The following is a 20,201-nucleotide window of genomic DNA, read 5'->3' on the forward strand; positions in this document are numbered from 1 at the left end:
CTGAAAAATGTAAGTTTTTGTGAACGTTGCCTTCTTGCCACAGGTTAAGCTGTGGACGCTGGACTTGCGCACGGCGTTGGCCCGCCTATAGCTTGGCATATGCCTGATGATCTGTTCGCCGCCAACGCATCCGCCGCCCAGCAATATGATGCATCCGCCATCGAAGTGCTCGAAGGGCTGGAGCCGGTGCGGCGTCGGCCCGGCATGTATATCGGCGGAACGGACGAACGCGCGCTGCATCATCTGGCCAGCGAAGTGCTGGACAATAGCATGGATGAGGCAGTGGCGGGCCATGCCACGCGGATCGAAATCACGCTGGAGGTCGGCAACCGCCTGACCATCAGCGACAATGGGCGCGGCATCCCGGTCGACCCGCATCCCAAATTTCCCGGCAAGTCAGCGCTGGAAGTCATCATGACGACGCTCCATTCGGGCGGCAAGTTCACGGACAAGGCCTATGCCACGTCGGGCGGCCTGCATGGCGTGGGCATATCGGTGGTCAACGCGCTGTCGATCAGCACCGTGGTAGAGGTTGCACGCAACAAGGAACTGTTTCGCCAGAGCTTTTCGCAAGGCCTGCCACAAGGGACGTTGCACAAGGTCGGGGCGGCACCCAACCGGCGCGGCACGTCGGTTACGTTCGTGCCGGACATGGAGATTTTCGGCGAGCAGAAGTTCAAGCCTGCCCGGCTGCACCGGCTGGCGCGGTCGAAAGCCTATCTGTTCGCCGGGGTCGAAATCCGTTGGAAATGCGCGCCGGAGCTAATCAGCGACGATACGCCGGTCGAAGCGATATTTCAGTTTCCCGGCGGGCTGGCCGATCATCTGAAGGAACAGGTCGCCGACCGCGAATGTGCGACCAGCCAGTTTTTCACGGGCAATCAGGATTTCCCCGGCACGGCGGGCCGCGTCGAATGGGCGGTCGCATGGCCATTATGGTCGGACGGCAGCTATAGCTGGTATTGCAACACGATCCCGACGCCCGATGGCGGCACGCATGAAGCGGGGCTGCGCAGCGCGCTGGTTAAGGGCATTCGCGCCTTTGCCGATCTTGTCGGGCAGAAGAAGGCGAAGGACATCACCGCCGACGACGTCATGACGTCATCGGAAATCATGCTGTCCGTCTTCATCCGCGATCCGCAGTTTCAGAGCCAGACCAAGGACCGGCTGACCAGCCCGGATGCGGCGCGGCTGGTGGAAAATGCGGTGCGCGACCATTTCGACCATTTCCTGTCCAATCATATGGACCGGGGCAAGGCGCTGCTCGCCTATGTGATCGACCGCATGGACGAGCGTCTGAAGCGCAAGCAGGAGAAGGAGGTCAAGCGCAAGACTGCGACCAATTCGCGCAAACTGCGCCTGCCCGGCAAGTTGACGGACTGTTCCAATGACGATCCCGAAGGCGCTGAAATCTTTCTGGTCGAGGGCGACTCTGCAGGCGGTTCGGCCAAGCAGGCGCGCGATCGCAAGACGCAGGCGATCCTGCCCCTGCGCGGCAAGATATTGAACGTGGCGTCGGCTAATAATGCGAAAATCCTGGCCAATCAGGAAATTGCGGACATGATACTGGCGCTGGGATGCGGGACGCGCAAGGACTGCAACCCCGACCATCTGCGCTACGAACGCATCGTCATCATGACCGACGCAGACGTGGACGGGGCGCATATCGCCACGTTGCTGATGACATTCTTCTTTCAGGAAATGCCCGAACTGGTGCGGCGCGGGCATCTCTATCTGGCGCAGCCGCCGCTCTATCGCATCGTGGCGGGGGGCAAGAGCCTCTATGCCAAGGACGACGCGCATCGCGACGCGCTGATGAAGAAAGAGTTCAAGGGCAAGAAGGTCGAGACCAGCCGGTTCAAGGGGCTGGGCGAAATGAACCCGATGCAACTGCGTGAAACGACCATGGACCCCAAGACACGCAGCCTGATCCGCATCACGCTGCCCACCGACATTGAGGACCGGCAGCAGGTGCGCGATCTGGTCGACCGGTTGATGGGCACCAATCCCGCGCACCGCTTCGCCTTCATTCAGGAAAATGCGGCGGCGGTGGACGAGGAAGCGATCGATGCCTGAGCATGGGGCGTGAAGGCTCTGGCGGCGTTGCTGGCGCTTTTATCGCTGGCGCTGTCGCCCGCCTATGCGGCTCCCGCTATGATTGAGACGCCTGCCTATCAGGCGCGCGCGGCGCAGTTGCTGCCACTGCTAGCTGGGCCGGGGGACGAGGCGGACTATTTTTCCACGCTCTTTCTGGACGCAGTGCCGATCGACCGGTGGAGGGCGATCACGGCGGATCTGCGCGCGAGCCATGGCAAGCCAGTCGCGCTGGGCGCGGTGCGGCAGGAAAGCGCGACCGCTGGGCAGGTCGAGATACGTTATGAACGGGCGACGGTCGGCTTTACGCTGGTGGTTGCGCCGCAGGCACCCCATCGCGTCGTTGGCCTGCATATCGTGGGCGCAAAGGCGATTAACGACAGCATGGACAAGGTGGTGGCGGAAATTGCCGCCCTGCCCGGCCGCACGGGTTTTGCTATCGCGGAACTGGGCGCGGAGGCACCGACATGGCGCACGATGCTGCATGATCGGGACAGGCTGGCGACTGGATCGACGTTCAAACTCTATATTCTTGCCGAACTGGCGCGGGCGGTGGCGGCGGGCGAGCGGCGATGGAGCGATGTCGTGCCGCTTGGGCCGGTCAGCTTTTCAGGGCGGTTGAAAGATTGGCCCGCTGGTGCGCCAATGACGCTGCACAGCTTGGCGACGGCGATGATCGCCGAGAGCGACAATAGCGCCGCCGATACGCTGCTGCTGGCGCTGGGCCGGGCGAAGGTGGATGCGATGGTGGAGCGCAGCGGCCATGCCGACGCGGATCGCACGTTACCGCTACTGACCACGGCAGAGGCTTTTGCGTTGAAGATGCCGGAGCGGGCGGATCTGGCCAAGCGATATGCGGCAGCATCGCCTGATGAGCGGCGAGCGATCCTGCTGGCGCAGGCGCGCGACCTGACGGCTGCGTCGGTCGATGTCGGCAGCGTGGCGGAAACGCCCACGGCGATCGAGAGTATCGAATGGTTCGCGTCGCCCCATGACATGGCGATGCTGATGGACTGGTTGCGGCGGCAGGGTGGCGATGCGCTTTCGATCATGGCAGTCAATCCCGGCATCGCACCCGCCGACGCCAAGCGCTGGCGCTATCTGGGCTATAAGGGCGGGTCGGAACCCGGCGTGATCGCCATGACGTTTCTGGCGCAACGGCAGGACGGCCAGTGGTTCGCGATCACGGGCGGATGGAATAATCCCGCCGCCCGCGTCGATGAGGCGCGCTTCGTGGCATTGATGACGCGGGCGCTGAACCTGATCGCGCCCGCGCCCTGACACACCTTACCAGTTGAGGCGCAGCGACCCCATGACCGTGCGCGGCGCGCCATAATAGCAGCTGTTGTTGAAGGGACAGGCGGAGATGTGCGTCTTGTCGAACAGGTTGGCAGCGTTGACCGCGATGCTCCAGCCGTTCAGCCCGGCCTTCGACAGATCATAGCCGATCAGCGCATCGACCAGAATGAAGCCGTCGGTGTGGAAGCGACGGAAGGTCGTGACATTGTTGATAACCGCATAATTGGTCGTCCCATCCGATCCGCCGACATAGCGCACCCCCGCCCCAAGGCTGAGGCCCGCCAAGGCACCGCCTGTCTTGGCGCCATTGGCAAAATCATAGGACAGGAAGGTGGATGCAGCCCATTCCGGCGTGCCGAGCTGGCGCGTGCCTGTGGTCTTCGGCGTACCGCTGGTGGTGGCGGTTGGCGCGACGGCCCGCACGCCCTGCGTGATGATGGCGTCGGTGTAGCTGGCGGCCGCCACGATATCGAAGCCGGGTGTGATTTCACCACGCGCTTCGAACTCCAGCCCGCGCACCTTGACCTCGCCGATCTGGATCTGCGCGGTGCTGGGGATACCGGCGGTGCCGGCCTGCGGATGGCCGACCAGCACATTCTGGCGGCGCAGGTCATAGGCCGACAGGGTGAAGATGGCGCTGGTGCCGCTGGGCTGATATTTCAGGCCCGCCTCATATTGGTGGCCGGTCACTGGCGTCGCGGGATCGTTTTGCGTGGGCGAAACATAGACGAGCCCCGCCTGCGGCTCGAAGGATTCGGCGTAGCTGACATAAGGCGAGAGGCCGAACGCAAATTCGTAGAGCGCACCCAGCCGCATGGTGAACGCCTTTTGCGCCAGGCGGGTCACGCTGTTGTTGCGCTTGTTGAGCGAGACCTGATCATACCAGTCCTGCCGCCCGCTGGCGATCAGTTGCAGGCGACCGATGCTCATCTGATCCTGCACATAGACGCCGGTCTGGTCCCGCTGGCTGTAGCCATTGGTATAGGCGGACGATAGCTGGGTCAGGTCGAAGCTGGGCAACGTGCCGCCATAGGTCGGCGCGAACAGGTTGAGATTGGGGATGCTGGTCAGCGGGTTCGCCGTTTGGCCGGTGTTGAACTGCTGCACATTCTCGCCCGTGATCCGCTGATAATCGACGCCGATCAGGATATTATGGTCGATGAAGCCAGTCGCGAATTTGGCGTTCAGGCCGTTGTCGATCGTCAGCGTGTCGAAATCTTCGTCCGCCCCGCCGCCGCCACGAATGATCGTGCGAAAATCGCTATTGCGGTTTGCGCCAGTGCCGGTGGTCGTGAAGCCCGCGACATAGAGCTGGCGGTAAGACAGTTTGTTATTCTGATAGCGCATGTTCGACCGGACGGTCAGGTGCGGATTGAAATCGTGCCGGAAAAAGGCCGCGATCGACTTGGCCTTGTGGTTGTAGCGCTCATAGCCCGGATCGCCGGTGTTGATGTTGCGCGGCAGTTCGCCAAGCCCGCCATTGTCCAGCACCGTGCCATAGGCAGGCACACCGGAATAGCCGCCGCCGCTGGGCGAATGCTGGTATGCGCCCACCAGCGTGAAGCTGGTCGCCGCGTCGGGGGCGAAGGTCAGCATCGGGCTGATATGATAGCGTTCGCTGAAGGTGCCGTCGGTCAGGCCATCGGATTTCTGCCATCCGCCGACCACGCGGGCGATCAATCGTCCATCCGCATCGAGCGGCTGATTGACGTCGGCGGCAACGCGGTAGCTGTCATAATTGCCCAGTTGCGCTTCAAACCGGCCCGACGCGGTGGCTTCGGGCATCTTGCTGGTCAGGTTGATAAGCCCGCCGGGGGTGGAATTGCCGTACAGGACGGACGCTGGCCCCTTTACCACGTCGATATGATCGACCCGGTTGAAGTCGATCTGAGGCGTGGAATAAGGCCCGGCGATCAGTCGCATCCCGTCGAGGAACACGCCCGGCGCAAAGCCGCGCAGGATCAGTTGGTCATAGCGCGTGACCATCGCGCCGCGCTGATTGGGCGACACGCCAGCGACATAGCCAAGCGCCTGATTGATCGACAGCGCGTTGCGGCGTGTCATTTCGTCATTGTCGATGATGGTGATGCTCTGCGGCGTGGCCATGAGCGGCGTGTCCGTCTTCGTCCCCGATCCGGTCTGATTATCCTTCAGCCCGGTGACGACGATCGTGTCGGCATTGCCATCCGCCGCATCGTCGGCGCGGGCTAGGCCGGGCGCGATCGCCTGCGCCATGGCCGTGGCGGCCAAAAGAAGTCGCGCATGGCGGACGGAAAAACGGATCATGAACACCCCCAATAGGCTTGCGAATAAGAACGATTCGCAATTGCACCTAATCGCGGGAAGCGTTAGAGGCAAGCTACCGAGCATCAGGATAGTGCGTTGAAGACACAGACCCAGACCCGACCCATTTTCCTGCGATGGCGCGCGCATCGTCGTGCCTGGTCGATGGTGCGCCGATGCGTCACCGCTCTGATCGGCGGCTATGCGGCGGCGGCTGGACTGGCGTCTCTGCTGGCGCGGCTGTTGCCGATCGCGGCGGTCGAGGCGACGGCTTGGGGGATGATCGCGTCCTTCCTGATCTACGCGCTGCTGGCGCTGTGGGCTTTTCATGAACAGCGTATCGGGCGGGTTGCGCTGCTGATCTGGGGCTGCGCGCTAGTGTCCATTGCGCTGGTATGGATGATGGGGCCGCGCGCATGAGCGGCAACGCGGCCATAGCCAGAGGCCTGCGCCGGTCGATGGCGTGGATCCACACATGGCTGGGGCTTTTGGCAGGATGGCTGCTGTTCGCCATGTTCCTGACCGGGACGGCGAGCTATTTCCGGCCGGAGATCACGCAATGGATGCAGCCTGAGTTGCGGCTGGCGCCGGTGACGCCGGAGCGCGCGGCGGAGACCGCCATCGCCCATATGCAGGCGACGTCGCCCAGCGACGAACAATGGTATATCTACCTGCCCAACGATCGCACGCCGATCACCCGCATCTTTGCCATTCCCGATCCAAAGGCCCCCCCCGCCGCCGTGCCGCGCGGCGAGATCCAGCTTGATCCGGCCACCGGCGCGCCGATCAAGGCGCGGGAAACGCGCGGGGGCGAGCATTTCTATCGCTTCCATTTCCAGTTGCAATTGCCCCATCCATGGGGCCGGTGGCTGGCGGGGGTATGTGCCATCTTCATGCTGGCGGCGATCATATCGGGCGTCGTCACCCACAAGCGTATCTTCATCGATTTCTACACGCTGCGCTGGAACAAGGGGCAGCGTAGCTGGCTGGACGCGCATAATGTGTCTGCAGTGCTGGCCCTGCCCTATCATGCGATGATTACCTATACCGGGCTTATCACGCTGGTGCTGATGTATATGCCCTGGCCGATCCTTGCCAATTACAAGCAACCCACGGTTTTTGCGACGGAGGCTTATGGCGCGGATGCCGATGGCAAGGCGTCGGGGCAGGCCGTGCCGCTCAAGCCCATCGCCCCGATGGTCGCGGCGGCGGCGCGCGAATGGCATGGCGGGCGGCCCGGCACGCTGATCGTGCGCAATCCCAATGATGCGGCGGCAACGGTCACTATCTTACGCAGCGGGGCCGACACGCTGAATGCGCGGGCGGCGTCCGTCACCTATTCCGGCGCGACCGGACAGCGCCTGTCCGGTTCGGCTACGCCGGGTGCGGCCATTACGACTGCGGGCGTGATGCTGGGTCTGCATATCGGGCAATTTGCCGGGCCTGCGATGCGATGGACCTATTTCCTGCTGGGCATGACGGGCGCGGCGATGGTGGGATCGGGCCTGCTGCTGTGGACCGCCAAGCGACGCAAGCCGGAGGCCAAGCCGTTCTTTGGATTTAGGCTGGTGGAGCGGTTGAATATCGCGGCGGTCGCATGCCTGCCTGCGGGGATGGCCGCATACCTGCTGGCCAACCGCCTGATCCCGGCCGGACTGCCCGGACGCGAAGGGATGGAAGTGTCCGCGATGTTCTGGACGTGGTTTGGCCTTGCCATAGTATCACTGGCGCGCCCCGTGCGGCGGGCATGGCCTGAATTGTTCGCGATCGCCGCCTGCGCCTTTGTCGCAATACCTTTGGTCAATATGGCAACGACGGATCGGGGATTGTTCGCCAGCGTGGCGCGCGGCGACTGGCTGTTCGTCGGGTTCGATGGTGCGATGCTGGCGATCGGGGCGATGCTGGGCTTTGGCGCATGGCGGGCCAACCGGGTGAAGGCCGCGCCTGCGCCGCGTCGCCGCGCACAGCCAGCACCCGCGCCTGCTCATGCCATAGTGCGGGAGTCCGTCAATGCTATTTGAAGCGGGTTTGATCGGCTATGCCGGATTTGCCAGCCTGACGCTGGGCATGAACAAGCATCGGCCAAATAAGCCCCTTTCGCTGATGCCGTCACGGTTTACCGCGCAGGTGTTGGGATGGGCGTTACTGGCGTGCGCCGGGGTAGTCGCGGTAATCCAACTGGGCGTGGCGCAGGGGATTATTGCGTGGATAGGGCAGATCTGCCTGGGCGGCGTGATGATGGTGTTGCTGTTGTCGTGGCGACCGCGACTGGCATTGCAGCTCGCGCCCGTGGCCCTGATCGTGGGATTGATCGGCGTCATTGCCTGAGCCACGCCTTCGATACTTGCTCCCGGCCGCCTCCCCCGCTATCGGCGCTGCCCATGACAGCGCATAAATCCGGCGATCCCACGACGCTCAACCGACTCTATGGCCGCCAGTCGGGTCACAAGCTGCGCCATGGCCAGCAGGAACTGGTCGACAGCCTGCTGCCCGCCATTTCGGTGCTGGAGGAAGGCGCGATCACCGCCGCCGACCTGTTCGGCTATGATCGTCCGCTGCATTTCGAGATCGGTTTTGGCGGCGGCGAGCATATGGCCTATCGCGCCGACATGCTGCCCGATCATGGCTTTATCGGGTGCGAACCTTTTCTGAACGGCGTCGTCACCGCGCTGGCCCATGTGCGCGACCGGAAGCTGGGCAATGTGCGCATGCATATGGGGGACGCGCTGTCGGTATTAAGCCGCATCCCCGACGGATCGCTCAGCTTCGTCTATCTGCTGCACCCCGACCCATGGCCCAAGGCGCGTCATGCCAAGCGGCGGATGATGAACCCCGGCCCGGTCGCGATGATCGCGCGCAAGCTGAAACCGGGCGGCGAGTTCCGCTTCGGCACCGACCATCCGGTCTATCTGCGCTGGGCGTTGATGGTGATGAACGGCCATCCCGATTTCGAATGGCTGGCGAGCAGCCCTGAGGATTTCTTGACGCGGCCGGGCGGCTGGCCGGAGACGCGCTATGAAGCGAAGGCGCGGCGACAGGGGCATGAGGTCTGGTACTTCCGCTACCGGCGGCGGTGATCGGTCAGCGCCGTTCGATCATTTTACGTCAATATAATATAGGCTGTCAGGCCGATTAACGTCCAGATCATGACGGAAAGGCAGATGGCGATTAAAAATCCTCGTCCAAAACTCTCACCCTCAGCCGTGCTGACGATGGAATGCTGCACAGGCTTTGGCTTGATCGGGGCGGACGGCACGCGATAACCGGGGTTGCAGGCTCTGCGAAATCTGGACGCAAATCCCGATTTGGGGGCGGTGATGATATCTGCGGAACTGCATTCCTGATCGCTCACACCCATCCCTTTCGTGCATGTTGTCGGGATTTTTACGACTTGTGAGGCGGGCATGGCTCTGGCATGATTGCCAACGCCACGGTATGCACGCTCGATCAGCGTAAAATCCGCCTTTCTGGTCAAAAGGACGGCCCGCTTGTATTTTCGAACTCGAGTAACTGCTCACGCGCCTGCGCGTTTATCATCTATGGCGGGCGTACGACTGTGCAGTGTTCCGGAGAAATGCTTTCATCGATGCAGAATATAAATGCCTAAATCTCATGCTTCCCATGATCAGACCAATAGTTCCAACATTGGGACAAAGCAATCCTTTGCTAAAAAAAATGAAGAGAAGGCTGGGTTTTCTGAAAGATTAGCGTTTTTAATCAAAAGGTTAAATCTTAGCGACGCGGAGTTTTCAAGGCGTAGCGGCTTACCCAAAAATACGATCAGCCGGTATCGCAACGCCGAATCGCTACCCGAAGTTCGTCACCTGTTCACGATCGCAGAGACGTTGGAAGTCGATCCCGAATGGCTGCTCATAGGAACTGGCCACCCAATACGCATGAATAAGGCATCTGGCCCGCATCAGGACAAGTTGATCGATCTATTCACTGCCTTGGACGACGAAGCCAAGCAGTTCCTCTTGCGCACGGCTACACTGCTTTGGTCGCGGCCCATGCCCGAAACGAACAGTGTAATATCCGACAGCATCGTTCATGACGTCCTGACTGAATATCGTGGCGAGAAAAACTAATCGCTTTATTGAGTTCAATCGGACGTCGTCAGCCGTACCGACATGTTGCGTATAATGGCCGTGCAGATGCAATAAACGCAAAGTCTGGTGCCTTGACCAATTGCCTGTTCGCGACCATCTAAACCCCTTCTTTCCACATTGCATTGCAGCATGGAGCTTTGGCCGTGAGCGCTTCCCCGCATCAGGCGCATCCCGCGCTCGTCCTGTTCGCGTTGTCCGTCGGCGCATTCGCCATCGGCACGACCGAATTTGCAGCGATGAGCCTGCTGCCTTTCTTCGCGCGCGACCTGGGCGTCGATGCGCCGACCGCTGGTCATGCGATCAGCGCCTATGCGCTGGGGGTGGTGGCGGGTGCGCCGGTGATCGCCGCGTTCGGCGCGCGCCTGCCCCGTCGCACATTGCTCATCGGGTTGATGGCGATGTTCGCGATCGGCAACGGCCTGTCGGCCATCTCTCCCAGCTATGGCTGGATGCTCGTGTTTCGGTTCCTGAGCGGGCTGCCCCATGGTGCCTATTTCGGCGTCGCGGCACTGGTCGCGGCCAGCCAAGTGCCCGTGGAAAAGCGCACGCAGGCGATTGCGCGGGTCATGTCGGGCCTGACCATCGCCACCGTCATCGGCGTGCCGGTCGCCAACTGGATGGGGCAAGCGCTGGGCTGGCGATCGGGTTTCTTCGTCGTCGCGGCGCTGGCCGTGGCTACGATCACGCTGGTGGCATTCTATGCTCCACGCGATGCGGGCGATCCGCAGGCCAGCCCGATGCGTGAGCTAACGGCTCTGGGCAAGCCGCAGGTCTGGCTGACGCTACTGACCGGAGCGGTTGGTTTTGGTGGCCTGTTTGCCGTCTATACCTATGTCGCGTCGACCATGATCGACGTCACCCATGTGTCCGAACGGATCGTACCGGTCGTGCTGATGATTTTTGGTATTGGCCTGACGCTGGGCAATCTGGCGGCGGCATGGGCGGCGGATCGGGCCGACAGCCGCGCGCTGGACCGCACCGTCATCGGCGTGCTGTTGTGGAGCGCCGTCGCGCTGGCGCTGTTTCCGTTGATGGCCGGCAATATCTGGACGCTCTCGCTCGACATATTCCTGATCGGCATCGGCGGCGGGCTGGGCACGCCATTGCAGGCGCGGCTGATGGACGTATCGGGCGACGCGCAGACGCTGGCGGCCGCACTGCACCATAGCGCATTTAACGTCGCCAATGCGCTTGGGCCATGGCTGGGTGGCCTCGCCATCGCCGCAGGTTATGGCCTGACATCGACCGGGTGGATTGGTGCGCTGCTGGCGCTGGCGGGACTGGCCATTTATCTGGGCGCGATCGCGCTGGAAAGACGAGGACGTGCGTTGGTGCCGATGGCCTGCAAATAAGCGCCTTCCCCGCTGGCACGCTCCAGATTAAGACCGGGGCATGACTGATACGCCTGCCGACATGATGGTACGAGAGACGCAACTGCGCGATACGGCGATCGCTGCCCTGCGGCGGGGCGATATGGCGTTGGCGCGCGCAAGCCTGGACGCGATGGGCGATCCGCCCGCGATGCTGGTGGCGCAGATATGTGCCCGCGCGGGTGACCTGGATGGCGAAGCGGCGGCGCTGCAACGCATATTGGACGCCCATCATCGCGACATTCCCGCGCTGCTGGCGATGGGGCAGAACGCCCTGCGGCGGGGCGACGAGCGGGCGGCATCGACATGGTGCCGCGCCGCACTGGCGCAGGCCGCTGCGACAGGTGCGCCGGCGCAATTGCAATCGGTGCTGGCCCGCGCGCAGGCTATCGTCGCGCAGGCCAGCGGGCGGTTCGAGGATCATCTGAGCGCTGCCATCGCCGACTTGCCCGCCTTGCCACGCATCGCCCATGCGACCGACCTGCTGCTGGGCAAGAGCGAGGTCTTTCTGCAGCAACCCAGCATGTTCTATTTTCCAGGGCTGCCGCAGCGGGCTTTCTACGAACGGGATGAATTCGACTGGATTGAACCTATGGAGGCGATGACCGGCGCAATCGTCGAGGAGTTGGCCGATGTGCGCGCGGGTGCGCCTGACTTCGCGCCTTATGTTCAGACTACGCCGGGTCGCCCGTCGCCGAATAATCCCTTGCGCGACGACCCAAGCTGGGGCGCTTATTATTTCTGGCAGGGCGGCGCGCCGGTGGCCGATCATGCAGCGCGATGCCCGGCGGTCATGGCGGCGCTGGCCCATGCGCCGATGCCAGTGATCGAGGGACGATCCCCCATGGCGCTGTGGTCGCTGCTGCATCCCGGCACGCATATCCAGCCGCATCATGGTTTGCTCAACACTCGGCTAATCTGCCACCTGCCGCTGGTCGTGCCGGATGGCTGCGCAATGCGTGTCGGTGCGGAAACGCGCGCGTGGCGGCCGGGCGAGATGCTGATTTTTGACGATAGTATCGAACATGAGGCGTGGAACCGGGGCGCGGACACCCGCGTCATCCTGTTGTTCGAGATATGGCGGCCCGAGATCGATGCAGAAGAGCGGGAGGCGCTGACACGATTGTTCCAGGCGATCGATCTGTTCGGCGGGGGACAGGTCGATACGGGCGGCTGACGATAAGGTTTGCAGCGCAGCGCCGCCACTGTATGAGCGGCGCGGGGATGAGGATGACCGGGCATAACGCCTTGCCGGAATCCCGCCATGCCCATCCCGTCCGCACACAGTCCGCTGCCGCCGCCGCGTCCGCACAATCTGGCCGAAGATGGCTATGCCATCGCCATTGGCTGCGCCTTCATCGCCATGGGGCTGTTGCTGTTACGCGCGGCCAATCTGGTGACCGGTGGCATGGCCGGCATCGCGTTGCTGCTGTCCTATCTGATTCACTGGTCGCCAGCGACCTTGTTTCTGCTGATCAACATCCCCTTCTTTCTGTTCGCGGGACGACAGATGGGACTGTCTTTCTTCCTCAAGACGCTGTTCGTGAATGTCGCGATCCTGGGGATAGGCGTCGCGATGCCCCATGTCCTGACGATCGCGCGTGTGTCGCCCCTGTTCGCGTCGCTGTTCGGCGGGTCGATCATCGGCTTTGGCATTCTTGCCATCGCGCGCCATGGAGCGGGCGTCGGCGGGCTGGGCGTCGTCGCGCTGATCCTGCAAAAACGGCGCGGCTGGAATGCGGGGCGCACGCAGATGATGGGCGACATCGTCATCCTGCTCGCGTCGCTACCGGTGTTGAGCGTCGAGCGATTCGGTCTGTCGATCCTGTCTGCGGCGGCGATCAACGCCGTGCTGTTCGTCAATCACCGACCGGGACGATATGTCGGGCATTAGGAGACCAGTGCGTGAAAGGGTGCAGGCAGCGGCTTTGATTGCTGATTCTACACGCTTTTCCGAAGAGGGGATCAGGACGTGGCACATCGTTCGATTGGTCGGAGCGGTTCAACTTTGCTGGGCGTACATCTCTCCTGAAGCCAAAGTCATCCTGTCATTAAAAGGCGGACAGCCTGCCTCTGGCGATCATCACATTTTCTACCAAAAGACTGGATATTCCGTTGGCTTGCCGCAATGATGCAAGCATGGCCGGTGTGATTGATCCCAATAGTTTTAGCGACTCCCTCGTCATTCTGGGCGCGGCGGGGCTGGTTATTCCCGGTTTTGCGCGGTTTCGGATCAGTCCGGTCATCGGGTTCATCCTGGTGGGGCTGGCCGTCGGGCCTGCGGGACTGGGCGCGCTGGTGGGGCAATATCCCTGGCTTTACCATGTCACCATATCCAACCGCGAAGCGATCGAGCCGTTTGCGGAACTGGGCGTCATCCTGCTGCTGTTTTCGATCGGGCTGGAACTGAGTTTTCGCCGGTTGTGGACGATGCGCACGCAGGTATTCGGGCTGGGTGCGGCGGAATTGCTGGGCAGCGCGGCGCTGATCGCCATGGGGCTGTATCTGCTGGGGCAGCCGTCGTCGGGCGCGATCGGGCTGGGCCTCGCGCTCGCGCTGTCGTCCACCGCCGTGGTGTTGCCGATGGTCGGCACGCAAAGCCCGGTCGGGCGCGCGGCCTTTTCCATGCTGCTGTTCGAGGATCTGGCGCTCGTCCCGATCATCTTCATGCTGGGCGCGCTGGCGCCATCCGTCGCGGCCAGCCCCGATGGCGCATGGGGCGCGATGACGGCCACCCTGTTACGCGGGGGCATCACGATCGTCATCATGCTGGTGCTGGGCCGATTTTTCCTGCCGCATATTTTCAGTCAGGCGGCACGGACGAAAAGCCCCGAAGTGTTTCTGGCCGCCAGCCTGCTCGTCGTCATCGTGTCGAGCCTTGCGACGTCCATCGCTGGCCTGTCCCCCATCGTGGGCGCGTTGCTCGCGGGATTGATGATCGCGGAAACCGAATATCATGGCGAGGTGGAAGTGATGACCGCGCCGTTCAAAGGGCTGGCGCTGGGCGTCTTCCTGATTACCGTCGGCATGAGCCTGGACGTCCGGGTCATCCTGGCCAACTGGCCCAGTCTCGTCTTGGCGGTCGCGGGCGTCGTGCTGGCCAAGACGCTGGTGACGGCGGCGCTGCTCTACTTCTCCGGCACGCGCAAAGGCGTGGCGCTGGAAGTGGGCGTGTTGATGTCCAGCCCGTCCGAAACGACGCTGATCGTGCTGTCCACGGCGGCGGCGGCACAATTGATCCTGCCATCGACCGCCGCATTCTGGCAGATCGTCACTGCCATCGGCCTGACCATCACCCCCCTGCTCGCCCGGATTGGGCATGACGTTGCCCGTCGGCTGGAAATGGCGCTCGGCGAGGAGACGGTTGACCCCAGCGGAGAGCAAACCGAAGCCGCCACCGTCGTCATAGGATTTGGCCGGGTCGGCCGGTTGGTGTGCGACCTGCTCAAGACGCATAAACAGCCCTTTATCGTCGTGGAGTCCGACCCCGACATCGTCGCGGATGCGCGCAAGGCTGGCTACCCGATCCTGTTCGGAGACGTCGCCCGTGTGGAGATGCTCGACAGGATGCGGCTGGGTCATGCCCGCGCGCTCATTCTGACGATGGACGATCCGGTCCTGTCGGTCCGTCTCACCAAACGCGTGCGAGGATGGGTGCCGGACCTGCCGATCATTGCCCGCGCCCGCGATACCGACCATGCCGCGCAACTCTATAAGGCGGGCGCGAGCGATGCGGTGCCGGAAACGTTGGAAAGTTCGCTGCAACTGGCCGAAACGGCGCTGGTGGACCTGGGCGTCGCCATGGGTCCGGTGATCGCGTCGATCCACCAGATGCGCGAGGATTTGCGCGTCGGGATCAAGGAAGCAGCGCAAATGGAGGTCGCGCCTAAATTGCGGCGATTGCGGCCTGATGAGGTGGGTTAGGGATTAGGCTGCGATCCGTGCTATTCGCGCAGGCTCGGCTTGCCTCGCCCCCTCTCCAGTTGGAGAGAATTAGGCTTAGTCCCTCTGCCTTGAACCGGTCGTGTGCATCGACCCCTAAGCGATCAGCGCTTCGACCAGCGCCTTGACCTTTTTCTGTCGCCATTGTGGCAGGGGGGCGATCAGCCAGTAGGATAGCGTGGTGGGGATGACTTCGCCCACCTGACGCACGCGGCCAGTTGCGATGTCCGCCTGCGCCAGCAGGGATGGGACGATCGCGCGGCCAAAGCCATTGGCCGCCGCTTCGATAGCAAGACCGGCATCAGCGACGCGGATGATTGCCGGTTCATCCTCATTCGGGCAGCCGGGCCATGCGATCCGTTGATCGGGTCCGCCATTGGCCGCTTCCACCGTGACGAAAGTCGCCTCCCCCAGTTTCAGCCCTTCATTGTCGCCCAGCGTGTCGGACAGGCGCAGCGCAAGGTCGAGATTGGCTTCGGTGAAATCGAGCGCTTCGTCAGCGGCGACCAGCAGGAATTTGAGGTCGGACTGGCTGGCGGCATAGGCGGCCAGACGCGGCTGGAGCCATTTGGCGGTGATGTCACGCGGCGCGGCGATGGTCAGCGCGCTGCTGGACTGGCCAGCCTGCATGGCGCGCACCGCTTCCTCAAATTCCAGAAAGCCCGCCCGCAACGCGTGGAGGCCCGCTTCCGTTTCCGGCGTCAGTTCCAGCCCCTTGGGCGTGCGGCGGAACAGGACGACGCCGAGCAGGTCTTCGAGCGCGCGGATTTGCTGGCCGACGGCGGCGGGCGTCACTGCCAGTTCGTCCGCCGCGCGGGTGAAGGACAGGTGCCGGGCGGCGGCATCCAGCACGCGCAGGCCGTTGAGCGGCAGATGCGTGCGCTTCATTCCGCCACCGCCGACGCGATCAGGGCGAAGGCAGGAATGGTCACGTCGAACAACTCCCCCGCCGCGCCGATCATCTGATAGCTGCCGGTCATCGATCCCGTCGGCGTGTTGAGCGGGCAACCCGACACATAGTCATAGCTTTTGCCCGGCTGCACCACTGGCTGTTCGCCCACCACGCCATCGCCATCGACGCGATGCTGGTTGCCGCGACCATCGGTGATGACCCAGTGGCGGGTCAGCAACTGCACCGGCTGATCCCCCTGATTTTCGATACGGATATGATAGGCCCAGAACCAGCGGCCCCGATCCGGCTCCGACTGTTCGGGCAGGAAAGTGACGGCGGCGTGGACGATAATGTCGCGCGTCGTCGCGTGCAGGGGAAACAAAGCGTTCATGAGGGGAGAGATGCGCCTGCCGGATGGCTTACGTCAACGCCCTATCGACGTCAGTGCGCGATCGAGATCGGCGATGACATCATCGGCATCCTCCAGACCCACGTTCAGGCGCAACATATCCTCGGTAATGCCGACCTCCAGCCGGGCTTCTTCTGCCATGCCGAAGTGGGTGGTCGATGCCGGATGCGTCATCAATGATCGGGAATCGCCGATATTATTGCTGATATCGACCAGTTCCAGACCGTTAAGCAGTCCGTGCGCCTCCGCCCGGCCACCGCCGACATAGAGGGCGAAGATCGGTCCGGCCATCTCCATTTGTTGCATGGCCAGCGCGTACTGGGGATGGCTGGGGAGGCCCGGACACAGGACTTTTGCCACGCGTCCTTCCAGAAACTGCGCCACCCTGATCGCATTTTCGCTCTGGCGGCGGATGCGCAGGTCGAGCGTTTCCAGACCCTTGAGCACAACCCAGGCGTTGAACGCGCTTAGCGTCGGGCCGGTGTTGCGGTGAAACGGCAGCAGGACGTTATCGATCCAGTCGCGCGTGCCGCAAATCGCGCCCGCGAGCACACGCCCCTGCCCGTCCATCATCTTGGTCGCGCTATAGGCCACGACGTCCGCGCCGAACTCCATCGGCCGTTGCAGCGCGGGGGAGGCGAAGGCGTTGTCTACGACGCTGGTGATGCCATGCGCTTTCGCGATGGCGCACACCGCCGCCAGATCCACGATGTCCATCGTCGGATTGGCGGGGGTTTCGAAGAAGAAGACTTTGGTATTGGGGCGAATGGCCGCTTCCCATGCAGCATTGTCGCGCGCGTCGATGGTCGTGGTTTCGATGCCGAATTTGGGGAGCAGCGTGTCGGTCAGCCAGCGGCAGGAACCGAACGCCGCCTTGGCCGCGACGACATGATCGCCCGCCGACAACTGGCACAGCAAGGCGGCGGTCATCGCCGCCATGCCGGTGGCGGTCGCGCGGCAGGCTTCTGCCCCCTCCAACAGGGCGATGCGCTGTTCCAGCATCTCAACGGTCGGGTTTTGCAGGCGCGAATAGGTCATGCCCTGCTGATCGCCCGCGAAGCGCGCGGCGGCGTCTTCGGCCCGGTCGTAGCTGTAGCCGCTGGTCAGGAACAGGGCTTCGGACGTTTCGCCCCATTCGCTGCGCGCGGTGCCACCACGGATGGCCAGCGTCGCAGGCTTCCAGTTTTTGGTGATCTCAGGGTTCTGGCCGCTTTTCCGCTTCATATCGCTTTCCGCATATCCTGATTTACGTGCGGCGTCGCGCCGCTCAATATCTCCGCCATCTGGCTCATATCGCCATTACCGCCCGACAGGATAACCGCAACCTTCTTGCCCGCCATGGCGTCCTTTTCCTGCATCAGGGCAGCGAGCGCCACCGCCCCCGCCCCTTCGGCCAGATTATGCGTGTCCTGCCAGTAGATGCGGATCGCCTGGGCTACTTCGTCATCGGTGACGGCCACGAAGCGGTCGGCGCGGGGGCCGAAATAGTCGAGTGCGGCCTGAACGGGGGTGCAGACGGCGACGCCATCGGCAAAGGTGAAGGCGGTGGGCGACGCGATCAGCCTGCCCGCCTCGAACGATAATTTGGCAGCGTCCACATGGGCAGACACGACGCCAACGACCTTGGTCGCAAGGCCCAGCGCATCGCGCGCTGCGATGGTGCCGCACAGGCCCGATCCGCAGCCGACAGGGACATAGACGGTGTCGAGGTCGGGCACAGCGTCGAACAGTTCCAGACCATAGCTGGCGACGCCGCGCACCAGTTCGTCATGATAGGCCGGGACCATGAACAGCCCCTGCGCCTGCGCCAGCCGGATCGCTTCTGCCTTGGCGCTGTCGAAATCATGGCCATGTTCGATCAACGTCGCGCCGAACGCGCGCATCGCCGCGTTCTTTTCCAGCGCATTGCCGTGCGGCACGACGATGGTGGCTTTCAGCCCCGCCGCAGTGGCTGCGCGCACCTGCGCCTGACCATGATTACCGCGCGTGGCGGTGATGATGCCAGTGACGTGCGGATGGGTGCGCCGCAACCAGTCGATATAGGTGATCGCCCCGCGCGCCTTGAACGCGCCGGTGGGTGTGTGGTTCTCATGCTTGACCCAGGTTTCACAACCCGTTCGCCGGGACAGCAGCGGCCAGGCATATTGGGCGGTAGGAGGGACATGCGCATGAACCATGGCGGCGGCGGAACGCAGGGAAGCGAGGGAGAAATCAGTCATCCCATGCCCCTACCGCGTCGGCCATCCCGCTGACAGAACCGTTTATGCGTAACTGGACCGGTCAGGCCGCGCGGTGATATGGGCGATCGAAAGAGGATGGAGATGTTCTTCCTCCCACTCCATGCGTTCGTATAAGCCGTCCTGCAGGGCCAGCACCGCGTCGCGATAACCCGGCCAGTCCCGCCCGATCTGCGCCGGGGTCCAATATTTGATATGGTCGCTATACCGCAGGAACAGGGCGACGATAGCCCGGCTATGTTCGCGCAATATGGCGTCGGCCTGCGGCGTCAGAGGGCCACGGCGCAATGCTTCTATGATGGCGTTTTCCTGACCCATATGGTCGCTGAACAAGCGCGAAAATGCGATGCGCAGACGCGCAATAACGGGCATATCAGCCATGGATGCAGTCTGCATGACATGGGCGAAATCCCGCATCGACACGCGCAGGTCGTCATGACCCTGCGTTAAATTTCCGTACATATGTGCGCCCCTGTTTTATGCCTTGATAACGACATGGGCGCGCAATGATTAAATGGCGGTTACAGCACCGCCAGCACGGCGTCGCCCATCTCCACCGTGGTCATCGCGCCGCCAAGGTCTGGCGACCGCGCGCCATTGGCCAGCGCCTTTGCCACTGCGGTTTCGATCCGGTCGGCCTGATCGGGCAGGTTCAGCGAGTAGCGCAGCATCATCGCGGCGGACAAAATAGTCGCCAGCGGATTGGCCTTGCCCGTGCCGGCAATGTCCGGGGCGGAACCGTGGATCGGTTCATACAGCCCCTGCCCGCTGCCGTTCAGCGTTGCGGACGCCAGCATGCCGATGGAGCCGACGCACATGCTCGCCTGATCGGACAATATGTCGCCGAACAGGTTGCCGGTTACGATGACGTCGAACTGGCCCGGATTGCGCACCAGTTGCATCGCCGCATTGTCGACATACATGTGGGTCAGCGCGACGTCGGGATAGTCGGCGGACACTTCGATCACAACATCGCGCCACAACTGGCTGGTTTCCAGCACATTGGCCTTGTCCACCGAGCAGAGCTTGCCCCGGCGGGCGCGCGCCGCCTGAAAACCGGCATGGGCGATGCGGCGCACTTCGGCTTCGTTATAGGACATGACGTCATAGCCTTCGCGCAGGCCGTCGGCAGTCGTGCGAAAGCCCTTTACGCCGAAATAGACGTCGCCATTGGTTTCGCGCACGATCAGCAGGTCGATCGAACCAGCGACTTCTGGTTTGAGCGCGGATTCATGGGCGAGTTCGGGAAAGACCTTGGCCGGACGCAGGTTGGAGAACAGACCCAATTCCTTGCGCAGACCCAGGATTGCCTGTTCCGGGCGCAGATGGCGTTCGAGCGCGTCGCAATCGGGATCACCCACCGCGCCGAACAGGATGGCGTCGGCACGCCTGGCGAGGTCCAGCGTTTCAGGCGGCAGCGGATGGCCCACCGCCTTGTAAGCCGCGCCGCCGACCAGCCCGTCCGCATAGGTCAGGCCGTCGATCGCCAACGCGTCGAGCACGCGGATCGCCTGCGCGACGATTTCGGGACCGATACCGTCACCGGGGAATAGGGCCACCAACATG

The 20,201-nt window shown here is 62.9% G+C and carries 19 protein-coding genes; 11 read left to right on the forward strand and 8 right to left on the reverse strand.

Annotation, left to right across the window (positions count from 1 at the left end):
- Positions 1 to 99: 99 nt before the first annotated feature.
- A complete protein-coding gene (gene parE, locus WA070_RS13155; RefSeq protein ID WP_422634384.1) occupies positions 100 to 2,076 on the forward strand; it encodes a DNA topoisomerase IV subunit B in 1,977 nt (658 codons plus the stop codon).
- Positions 2,077 to 2,085: 9 nt separating this feature from the next.
- Positions 2,086 to 3,375, forward strand: a complete 1,290-nt coding sequence (locus WA070_RS13160) for a serine hydrolase (RefSeq protein WP_422634385.1) — start codon at positions 2,086 to 2,088, stop codon at positions 3,373 to 3,375.
- Between the two features lie 6 nt (positions 3,376 to 3,381).
- On the opposite strand, the gene WA070_RS13165 is transcribed toward WA070_RS13160, so the two are convergent.
- Positions 3,382 to 5,679: a TonB-dependent siderophore receptor gene (locus WA070_RS13165; protein WP_422634386.1), complete on the reverse strand. Its 2,298-nt coding sequence runs from the start codon at positions 5,677 to 5,679 to the stop codon at positions 3,382 to 3,384.
- A gap of 96 nt (positions 5,680 to 5,775) precedes the next feature.
- Here WA070_RS13165 and WA070_RS13170 point away from each other — a divergent pair, with 96 nt between their 5' ends.
- The 4 genes from WA070_RS13170 to trmB are packed head-to-tail and all read left to right on the forward strand — an operon-like array spanning position 5,776 to position 8,753.
- Positions 5,776 to 6,096: a hypothetical protein gene (locus WA070_RS13170; protein WP_422634387.1), complete on the forward strand. Its 321-nt coding sequence runs from the start codon at positions 5,776 to 5,778 to the stop codon at positions 6,094 to 6,096.
- Positions 6,093 to 7,697: a PepSY-associated TM helix domain-containing protein gene (locus WA070_RS13175; protein ID WP_422634388.1), complete on the forward strand. Its 1,605-nt coding sequence runs from the start codon at positions 6,093 to 6,095 to the stop codon at positions 7,695 to 7,697. Before WA070_RS13170 ends, WA070_RS13175 begins: the two co-directional genes overlap by 4 nt.
- Positions 7,687 to 8,004, forward strand: a complete 318-nt coding sequence (locus WA070_RS13180; protein WP_422634389.1) for a DUF3325 domain-containing protein — start codon at positions 7,687 to 7,689, stop codon at positions 8,002 to 8,004. The genes WA070_RS13175 and WA070_RS13180 overlap by 11 nt, the downstream gene beginning before the upstream one ends.
- 53 nt (positions 8,005 to 8,057) lie before the next feature.
- The gene (gene trmB, locus WA070_RS13185) at positions 8,058 to 8,753 is read left to right on the forward strand and encodes a tRNA (guanine(46)-N(7))-methyltransferase TrmB (protein ID WP_422634390.1); all 696 of its coding nucleotides are present in this window, start codon (positions 8,058 to 8,060) and stop codon (positions 8,751 to 8,753) included.
- Positions 8,754 to 8,776: 23 nt separating this feature from the next.
- Here trmB and WA070_RS13190 read toward each other — a convergent pair whose 3' ends face one another.
- On the reverse strand, positions 8,777 to 9,151 hold the full coding sequence (locus WA070_RS13190) for a hypothetical protein (protein WP_422634391.1): 375 nt from the start codon (positions 9,149 to 9,151) through the stop codon (positions 8,777 to 8,779).
- Between the two features lie 124 nt (positions 9,152 to 9,275).
- On the opposite strand from WA070_RS13190, the gene WA070_RS13195 reads away from it, so the two are divergent.
- The 5 genes from WA070_RS13195 to WA070_RS13215 all read left to right on the forward strand — a co-directional run bounded on the left by WA070_RS13195 (position 9,276) and on the right by WA070_RS13215 (position 15,079).
- Positions 9,276 to 9,764, forward strand: a complete 489-nt coding sequence (locus tag WA070_RS13195) for a helix-turn-helix domain-containing protein (protein ID WP_422634392.1) — start codon at positions 9,276 to 9,278, stop codon at positions 9,762 to 9,764.
- 164 nt (positions 9,765 to 9,928) lie between these two features.
- Positions 9,929 to 11,137 (forward strand): MFS transporter, encoded by a 1,209-nt coding sequence (locus WA070_RS13200; RefSeq protein WP_422634393.1) that lies wholly within the window; start codon positions 9,929 to 9,931, stop codon positions 11,135 to 11,137.
- Between the two features lie 40 nt (positions 11,138 to 11,177).
- The gene (locus WA070_RS13205; RefSeq protein ID WP_422634394.1) at positions 11,178 to 12,332 is read left to right on the forward strand and encodes an aspartyl/asparaginyl beta-hydroxylase domain-containing protein; all 1,155 of its coding nucleotides are present in this window, start codon (positions 11,178 to 11,180) and stop codon (positions 12,330 to 12,332) included.
- A gap of 87 nt (positions 12,333 to 12,419) precedes the next feature.
- Complete coding sequence (locus WA070_RS13210) at positions 12,420 to 13,049, forward strand: YitT family protein (protein WP_422634395.1); 630 nt, start codon at positions 12,420 to 12,422, stop codon at positions 13,047 to 13,049.
- Positions 13,050 to 13,294: 245 nt separating this feature from the next.
- A complete protein-coding gene (locus WA070_RS13215) occupies positions 13,295 to 15,079 on the forward strand; it encodes a cation:proton antiporter (RefSeq protein ID WP_422634396.1) in 1,785 nt (594 codons plus the stop codon).
- A 114-nt stretch (positions 15,080 to 15,193) separates the two neighbouring features.
- Here WA070_RS13215 and WA070_RS13220 read toward each other — a convergent pair whose 3' ends face one another.
- The 6 genes from WA070_RS13220 to leuB are packed head-to-tail and all read right to left on the reverse strand — an operon-like array spanning position 15,194 to position 20,200.
- Positions 15,194 to 15,985, reverse strand: a complete 792-nt coding sequence (locus WA070_RS13220) for a LysR family transcriptional regulator (RefSeq protein ID WP_422634397.1) — start codon at positions 15,983 to 15,985, stop codon at positions 15,194 to 15,196.
- The gene (gene apaG / locus WA070_RS13225; protein WP_422634398.1) at positions 15,982 to 16,380 is read right to left on the reverse strand and encodes a Co2+/Mg2+ efflux protein ApaG; all 399 of its coding nucleotides are present in this window, start codon (positions 16,378 to 16,380) and stop codon (positions 15,982 to 15,984) included. The genes WA070_RS13220 and apaG overlap by 4 nt, the downstream gene beginning before the upstream one ends.
- A gap of 33 nt (positions 16,381 to 16,413) precedes the next feature.
- Entirely contained in the window at positions 16,414 to 17,622 is a 1,209-nt protein-coding gene (locus tag WA070_RS13230) for a trans-sulfuration enzyme family protein (protein ID WP_422634399.1), read from the reverse strand.
- A complete protein-coding gene (locus tag WA070_RS13235) occupies positions 17,619 to 18,617 on the reverse strand; it encodes a threonine dehydratase (RefSeq protein WP_422634400.1) in 999 nt (332 codons plus the stop codon). Before WA070_RS13235 ends, WA070_RS13230 begins: the two co-directional genes overlap by 4 nt.
- Positions 18,618 to 18,659: 42 nt before the next feature.
- The gene (locus tag WA070_RS13240; protein WP_422634401.1) at positions 18,660 to 19,097 is read right to left on the reverse strand and encodes a hypothetical protein; all 438 of its coding nucleotides are present in this window, start codon (positions 19,095 to 19,097) and stop codon (positions 18,660 to 18,662) included.
- A 59-nt stretch (positions 19,098 to 19,156) separates the two neighbouring features.
- On the reverse strand, positions 19,157 to 20,200 hold the full coding sequence (leuB, locus tag WA070_RS13245) for a 3-isopropylmalate dehydrogenase (RefSeq protein ID WP_422634402.1): 1,044 nt from the start codon (positions 20,198 to 20,200) through the stop codon (positions 19,157 to 19,159).
- Between the last annotated feature and the right edge of the window lies 1 nt (position 20,201).

Source organism: Sphingobium sp. (assembly GCF_049304695.1).
Taxonomy (GTDB): domain Bacteria; phylum Pseudomonadota; class Alphaproteobacteria; order Sphingomonadales; family Sphingomonadaceae; genus Sphingobium.